The following is a 7,872-nucleotide window of genomic DNA, read 5'->3' on the forward strand; positions in this document are numbered from 1 at the left end:
TGAGGCTGTTTGAGCGTAAGCGAGTTCCGAACGGGCCGCCGGAGAAGCTTGGCTGAAAGTTAGAAAATCTTACATTCCTGAGACAGCAAGCCGGAGAACTGGTCAAAATGTCATAATTTTCTCTTAATTTCATGGCGTCATCTCCTATGTAAAATATATTACACTCAATTTTATCAAATTTCAAAATTAAAAGAATTAACTTTTATTTCTTTTGTTTTGTATCTTATCATGCAGAGCACGCCCATCCGGAGGATATAAAATATGGTGTGCCCTGCAGGCATAAGATTTTTGTAAGGTTTGTTTATATTTCATTTAGAATTGTTTATCTTCTGTACATTGAATCAAGCATCAATTCTGATATACTTTAAACATGCCTTAAATGTACAGGGATTACCTACTGGGTACCCTGACAGGTATAATCGTTTTTCATATATTTTTAATCCTCTCTTTTCATTAAATATGGGACAAGGGTGTTTTAAGACAGCTGAACAGGACCAGCCGTTTTAAAACACCCTTGTTCTGTATGACATGTTCTGCATGATTCCCGCTCGCTCTTAGAATGCCCCACTCCAATCATGCAGAACATGGATGTAGTGTCTGTTGGATAAGGATGACCGCTAAACAAAAGGTGCTTTCTGTTTTATGGGTGTCCCTGTCCAGCGGATATTACGTCAATTTTCAAAAAAATGAAAAAAGGCATTGACAGATATGACAGCTAATGATATTATAATCTCAACAAGAAAACAATAACAATTACTGTTATTGAAAATCTTGGATGAAAATGATAAAATAAAACATAGAATCAAAGATAAAGGAGATTTTTATTATGAAGAAATGGGTTTGTACAGTATGCGGTTATGTTCATGAGGGAGATACAGCACCGGAAAAATGTCCGACATGCGGAGTTCCTGCAGAGAAGTTTAAAGAGCAGACAGGAGACAGAGAATGGGCAGCAGAGCATGTAGTCGGAGTGGCACAGGGAGCCAGCGAAGACATCATGGCAGACTTAAGAGCAAACTTTGAGGGAGAATGCTCTGAAGTAGGTATGTACCTTGCAATGAGCCGTGTGGCACATAGAGAAGGATATCCGGAGATCGGATTATACTGGGAAAAAGCAGCATTAGAAGAAGCAGAGCATGCATCAAAATTCGCTGAACTGCTTGGAGAAGTATTGACAGACAGCACAAAGAAAAACCTTGAAATGAGAATCGATGCTGAGAACGGAGCAACCGAAGGTAAGTTTGACCTTGCTAAGAGAGCAAAAGCAGCGAACCTGGATGCAATCCATGACACTGTACATGAAATGGCAAGAGACGAAGCACGCCATGGAAAAGCTTTTGAAGGTCTGTTAAAGAGATACTTTGGAGCATAGGATCACAGCATTCAGCAAAACACATACACTTTTCTTGAAGTTATTCCTCTATATTAATATCGTCCAAAAAGGGGCCGGAAATTTTCCGGTCCCTTTTGTTGTGATGTGAAGGTAATCAGCAATCTCTATATCACATATGTCCTGCCCCTTTTGTTCTATAGGAAAACATTGCTGCGGCAAAATAATAAAGAAGTGCATTGTATAAAATAAAAGCAGGGACCATTCCAGCCTGAAATTTTCTGCACAAGTTTGGAACCGGATGAATATCATAAAAATATGCTGCGCTGTTTGCGCTGATAAATACAGCTTACACGTCAAAATATTTTTCTGGTGTTTAAGAAGTGCATACTAAAGAATAAAGTATTGCAAAAGTGAGTAAAGCAAATTATGAGGTGAAAAATCGAGATGCTGAAAAAAGAGAAGATTCGTTCAAGAATGGTGGATTTGGCCAGCCAGTCAGATGGAAGAAAGGGACTTTACTGTATCTGCAGCCATTTGAGGTGGTCGGGAATTCTTTCAGACGGAGGCAGATTTGAAGTTCCGCTGGAAGGCGTTCCGGGGAAAATAAGAACAGAGAGTATAAGAATTGACAGGCGTCTGCCCGGAGAATGGCTGAAAAATTATGAGATCACAGGGGAGAAGCTGTGCTTTGACAATTACATTCCGGGAGAGATTATGTTAAAAGCTGTGGATGAGCACGGAAGGGAGAAGAATTTTGTTCTTCATTTCTGTAGTTTCCTGTAAAGATATTTAGTGTTATACTGGTATCAAATATAAAAGGAGGAAAAGAAAATGACAGCATTAATCATTATTATAGTAATTATTGCGGTACTGGCTATTTGGCTGGTGAGCTCGTATAACGGATTTATTACCTTGAGGAACAAAACGGAAGAGGCGTACTCTGCAATGGATGTTTCTCTGAAAAAAAGGTATGATTTGATTCCAAATTACGTGGAGACTGTAAAAGGTTACGCTAAGCACGAAGCAGGAACACTGGAAAAGGTGGTGTCTGCAAGAAATATGGCTATGAGTGCTTCCAGCCCGGAAGAGCGTCTGGCCAATGAGAATGTCCTGACAGGAGCACTGCGTTCTTTATTTGCGGTTGCAGAGGCTTATCCGGACCTGAAGGCAAACCAGAACTTCCTGCAGCTGCAGGAACAGCTCCAGAGGATCGAGGAAGAGATTGCAGGTTCCAGAAGATATTACAATGGGGTTGTGAATAAATACAACACAAAGGCAGAGATGTTCCCCGGCAATATCGTAGCAGGTATCTTCAAGTTCAGGAGAAAACCATTATATGAAATCAGTGATGAAGCAGAACGGGAAAATGTAAAAGTTTCTTTTTAATGCTTTAGCACAGGGAGGTCACTATGAAAAAATTATGGAGCTCCGGTTTCATTGCAGTTATTCTGCTGGTTTTGTGCATTTGCGGCGGAATCGCAGTTGAAAGTATAGCAGGTCCCTCTCCGGCACAGGCCGAGCGGGACCCTTATATGAATACAAACCGGTATCAGACCAAGGTTGTGGTAGGAGAAGACGGATCCTATGATATAACGGAGAGAATCAGTGTAAATTTTTTGGAGCCGCGGCATGGAATTTACCGGTATGTCCCGAACAAAGGGACTGTATCTTCCTATGACAAAAACGGCAGTCTTCTTAAGGTGCCGTATTATGCAGAGCTGAATATGCTGAACTCCAATGAGACTGTGAGTGCAAGCAGTGAAAAGGGGAACAAAGTATTCAGATTCGGTGATAAGGATACAACGGTCCGGAATGGGGATTACAAATTTGAATATCTCCTAAAACCAAAGTTTCAGCAGAGCAGTTATGACAATATTTACTGCAACATATTTCCCACGCAGTGGAAGAATGAGATTCCGGCAGGGAGCAGATTCAGGATTACGTTTCCGAAAAGATTTGATATGGACCGGCTGAAGTTTTATTATGGGGAATATGGTTCAACAAAAAACGCTGAAGATGTGCTTTCCATGGTGAAGGATGAAGGAAACATGACAGTGACAGGCACGTTAAAGGAACCTCTTTCACTGGGAAGCGGCCTTACCTGTTTTGCGGAAGTGGATGCGGGATATTTCAGCAAAAGCCAGCAGCTTACTGGAATTCCATGGATGATTCTGATTCCTTCTGCTGTTATATTCGGTATTGTACTATGCCTGTTTCTTTTATTTGGAAGAGATGAGAAAATTCTTCCGTCGATTCAATACCAGCCTCCGGAAGGGCTCGACAGTGCCGGGGTTGGTTATATTATAGACGGAAAAGTACAGGATAAAGATCTGCTTTCCCTGATTCTTTACTGGGCAGACCGGGGGCATCTTACAATTGAAGAAAAGAAAGGGAAACTTATTTTCCATAAAAAAGCGGATCTTTCAGATAAAGCTCCGGGCTATCAGCGGGTTATGTTCGACAATTTATTTGACGGCAGGGATCAGGTAAAGATTGATGATCTGAAGTACAAATATGCAGATACCCTGTTTGCTGCCAAACGTAAGCTGACCCAGTTTTTCAGCAGGAAAAAGGGCTTCAGCATTTATACTTCATCTTCAAGGGCTGCAAGAGGAATTTCACTGGTACTCTCAGCGCTTCCGCTGGGACTGTTTATGATTGTTACAAGTATTTATTCTTATACGGGCGTTGTGAGACTGATTGTGGAGGCAGTGCTGTGGATTTTGGTATTAGGCGGAATGATTCTGTTTGCTGCGGCAGTGGACAGCTGGTATGCCAGAAGCAGAGAGAGCAGGAAGTTATGGGTATTCTGGGCACTGGCAGCAAGCTTTCTTTCTGCAGCGGCTTATACCGGAAGCTATGTAGTCCGTGTAAGGAATCAAGAGGTATTTAATTACATCTGGGTTTTGGCGGCAGTGCTGGTTATGACTGCAGGAATGATTCTGATGACAGGATTTATGAAAAAGAGGACTCATCAGTGTGTAGAATGGATGGGGCACCTTGCAGGCCTCCGGGATTTTATTGAAACAGCAGAGCTGGACAGGATGAAAGTACTGGCGGCGGAGCATCCGCAGATGTTTTACCACATCATGCCGTATGCCTATGTCTTCGGGCTTTCTGATGTTTTTGCGGAGAAGCTGAAGGACCTTGGACTGGCTGCGCCTGACTGGTATGAAACAGACCGGCAGTTCACATTTTTTGATTACTATATCTTTAACCGGTGCCTGATGGGAAGCATGTCTCAGGTAACAAATACTCTGGCTGTTACTGAACCTCCGCAAGTATCTTCCGGCGGAGGAAGCGGTTTTGGCGGAGGCTCCTTTGGAGGCGGAGGATTTTCAGGGGGCGGCTTCGGCGGCGGAGGCGGCGGAAGCTGGTAGAAGAACATGAAAGGTGGAGGAACAAATGTATAAAAACGTTTCAAAGTTATTGATCTATGGTGATATGGAGCCTGACTCCATTCTGATGCAGCTCAGTGATATTTTCCGCTGTATGGACGAAAAAAGCCAGCCGAAGGAAGTTTTGACTACCAGAGTATTCAGACAGATCAAACGCATTCTTCAAGTGGCGACAGACTATGGATTTGATGAGAACCTCTGGCATAATTATCTGACGTTTCTGCTGATCACCAATGAGAATCCATTCAGCATTACCTGTGAAAAGGTCGGAGCAAGAGACGGAAGCGTAAACTATTTTGCGGAAAATGATTTCCGGGCATTTAAAGAACTGTTTGACTATGATTTTTCAAAGATCGAGGAATACCTTGGGGTAGACTGTTTCAGCCGGCTTTCAGACTATAAAGCGATAGGGAAACCGGAACTTATGTACAATAAAAATGTCAGTGAAAAGGTACAGGCACTGAGCCGGGAACTGGAACAGACAGCTGATGAACATGAGTTTTTCCAGGCAGTCACAAGCTTTTACAAGGCATTCGGAGTAGGCATGTTCGGACTCAATAAGGCGTTTAGAATAGAAGAGAAAAACGGCGGCCAAATTGCATTCCGTGCCATCAATAATATGGATAAAGTAACGCTGTCTGATCTGATAGGTTATGAGATCCAGAAGAAAAAGCTGATTGACAATACAGAAGCTTTTGTGCAGGGAAGGAAAGCAAACAATGTCCTGCTGTTCGGAGACAGCGGAACCGGAAAGTCTACCAGTATCAAGGCCATCGTCAATCAGTATTATAGCCAGGGGCTTCGGATGATCGAGATCTATAAGCATCAGTTTAAGGATCTTTCCAATGTGATCGCACAGATCAAAAATCGGAACTATCGGTTTATCATTTACATGGACGACTTATCCTTTGAAGAATTTGAGGTAGAATATAAATTTTTAAAAGCCGTGATTGAAGGCGGAGTAGAGACAAAGCCGGAAAATATTTTGATTTATGCCACTTCCAACAGGCGTCATTTGATTAAAGAGACATGGAATGACCGGGATGACGTGAAGAATGTCAACGGTATCCACAAGTCTGATACAATGGAAGAGAAATTATCTCTGGTGAACCGGTTTGGCGTGACAATCAGTTATTCTAAGCCGACCCAGAAGGAGTATTTTAACATTGTCATCCAGCTTGCAAGGAAAGAAGGCATTACAATGTCGGATGAAGATCTCCGCAAGGAGGCAAACAAATGGGAGTTGAGCCACGGAGGTATTTCCGGAAGGACGGCACAGCAGTTTGTGAATTATCTGATGGGAATTGAAAACAGCGAAGGCTGACAGAGATATAAAATGGAGCTATGCATCATTTATTGGTGCATAGCTTCATTTTTTTATTCTCAAAGAGTGAGGGCCTTCTGGATGAGGTGGGCAAGTCCACTTTGTTCCTTGATTTGTCGTTTGCGCCGATTTGTATGCAGAATGCGAAGATATTATCCGAATCCATGAAATATGAATTAAACTGCTGATATAAGAGAAAGAAACAATAATTTAGCATGATGAAAGGGTTATGGAGATGAAGACGCAAAACAACAAAAAACTGGCTGCTAAAAAAATCGGAGTTGTCATTATGGCTGCAGCTATAATAGGGGGAAACTTAAGTCAGCCGGTGTTTGCTGCACAGACAACGACAGCGGCAAAAACAGAACAACCAAGCCGGATCAGTAAATTAACGGCAAATCCGACACAAGGAGAACTGCCTGATAAAAATGGGCAGCCAAGCGGAGTAAAATGGACATTTGATACTGCGACTGGTGAACTGTCTATTACAGGGAGCGGGGAACCGTATCTAGGCCCTACAATGGATAATCCAGCTACAACACAGGAGTGGAAGCCATATATTGATGGAATCAAAACAGTAGTGATAGAAAAGAATGTAAAACCAGTTTCTATGGAAGGATGGTTTAGAAGTGCCCATAATTTAATAAGTATATCAAATCTGCCGGATAGTCTTATAAACGGACATGATTTATTCGGAGGCTGTGAGCGTCTTACAAATGTACCGAAGCTGCCGGGAAATTTAAAAATTGGAACTAATATGTTTGAGAACTGTACAAGCTTGACAACTATTCCGGATTTGCCGGATAGTCTAACAGATGGAAGTTATATGTTTAATGGATGTAAGCAGCTAGCTAATATTTCTAAAATATCAAAAAATTTAGAAAGTGGTTATTATATGTTTGGGGGATGTGATATATCAAGTCTTCCTGAGTTACCGAATGGGTTAACAGATGGAAGTTATATGTTTAGTGGATGTAAGAAATTGAAATCTGTATCGAAGCTGCCGGATACTTTAGAAAAAGGGTATTACATGTTTTATGGCTGTTCGAAATTAGAAACTATAAGAAATGTGCCAAGCGGCATGAAAAATGCACAAATGATGTTTGGAGACTGCAAAAGTTTAAAGAGGCTGCCAAAGGAATTTCAGATTCCCGATCATGCCATTACGACAAGAATGTTTGGCGGTGCGATGGAAGCTGGAAAGAAACTGCCAACGCTGATTCCTTATGATAATGAATCTTTAAAAAAATATCCAGAATGGGACTTAGATGGCAGAACATTAATATTATATTGTGTGGTAGATTTACAGGATTCAAAAGGGAAGTTATTAAAAAAAGTAGATGTCGTTTATGGAACCGCGCTTGAAGAAAATCAATTACCCCAAGCCCCAAAAGGATATCATTGGATTTCTCCAAATTTAAAAAAGGTTGAGAAGGATCTTGCAGTAAATTTGCAGCAAGAAAAGGAAGAATACACGGTCAAGTTCCAGGATTGGGACGGAAAACTGCTGGACACGCAGACCGTAAAATATGAAGAAGCTGCGAAAGAACCGAAAGCAGCTGGAAAAACAGGCTGTACTTTTGCCGGCTGGGATAAAGCTTTTGATAATATCACAGAAGACACAACTATAACTGCAGTATATAAAGAAAATGAGTATACGGTCAAATTCCAGGACTGGAATGGGAAACAGCTGGATGAGCAGAAAGTAAAATATGAAAAAGCTGCGAAAGAGCCAAAAGCCCCGGTAAGAACAGGATATACGTTTACGGGCTGGGATAAGGCGTTTGATAAGATCACGGGAGATACAGTGGTTACAG

Annotated in this window: 6 protein-coding genes; all 6 read left to right on the forward strand. The window is 41.7% G+C overall.

Annotation, left to right across the window (positions count from 1 at the left end):
• Positions 1–826 precede the first annotated feature (826 nt).
• Positions 827–1,372 carry an NADH peroxidase gene (locus KH180_RS16305; RefSeq protein WP_290762347.1) on the forward strand — a complete coding sequence of 182 codons (546 nt, stop codon included), beginning with the start codon at positions 827–829 and terminating at the stop codon, positions 1,370–1,372.
• A 405-nt stretch (positions 1,373–1,777) separates the two neighbouring features.
• The gene (locus KH180_RS16310; RefSeq protein ID WP_290762349.1) at positions 1,778–2,116 is read left to right on the forward strand and encodes a hypothetical protein; all 339 of its coding nucleotides are present in this window, start codon (positions 1,778–1,780) and stop codon (positions 2,114–2,116) included.
• Between the two features lie 48 nt (positions 2,117–2,164).
• Positions 2,165–2,719 (forward strand): LemA family protein, encoded by a 555-nt coding sequence (locus KH180_RS16315; RefSeq protein ID WP_290762351.1) that lies wholly within the window; start codon positions 2,165–2,167, stop codon positions 2,717–2,719.
• 23 nt (positions 2,720–2,742) lie between these two features.
• Positions 2,743–4,713, forward strand: a complete 1,971-nt coding sequence (locus KH180_RS16320) for a DUF2207 domain-containing protein (RefSeq protein WP_290762353.1) — start codon at positions 2,743–2,745, stop codon at positions 4,711–4,713.
• A 25-nt stretch (positions 4,714–4,738) separates the two neighbouring features.
• Positions 4,739–6,055: an ATP-binding protein gene (locus KH180_RS16325; protein WP_290762356.1), complete on the forward strand. Its 1,317-nt coding sequence runs from the start codon at positions 4,739–4,741 to the stop codon at positions 6,053–6,055.
• Positions 6,056–6,284: 229 nt separating this feature from the next.
• Positions 6,285–7,872 (forward strand): leucine-rich repeat protein (locus KH180_RS16330; protein WP_290762358.1); only part of this gene is annotated, 1,588 nt, incomplete at its 3' end.

Origin of the sequence: Anaerostipes sp., assembly GCF_018381315.1 — a bacterium.
In the GTDB taxonomy this organism is placed as follows: domain Bacteria; phylum Bacillota; class Clostridia; order Lachnospirales; family Lachnospiraceae; genus Anaerostipes.

Excerpts from the sequence above, each read along its gene's own strand:
- KH180_RS16305 (WP_290762347.1), top strand. The coding sequence starts at position 827 with ATGAAGAAATGGGTTTGTACAGTATGCGGTTATGTTCATGAGGGAGAT.
- KH180_RS16310 (WP_290762349.1), top strand. The coding sequence starts at position 1,778 with ATGCTGAAAAAAGAGAAGATTCGTTCAAGAATGGTGGATTTGGCCAGC.
- KH180_RS16315 (WP_290762351.1), top strand. The coding sequence starts at position 2,165 with ATGACAGCATTAATCATTATTATAGTAATTATTGCGGTACTGGCTATT.
- KH180_RS16320 (WP_290762353.1), top strand. The coding sequence starts at position 2,743 with ATGAAAAAATTATGGAGCTCCGGTTTCATTGCAGTTATTCTGCTGGTT.
- KH180_RS16325 (WP_290762356.1), top strand. The coding sequence starts at position 4,739 with ATGTATAAAAACGTTTCAAAGTTATTGATCTATGGTGATATGGAGCCT.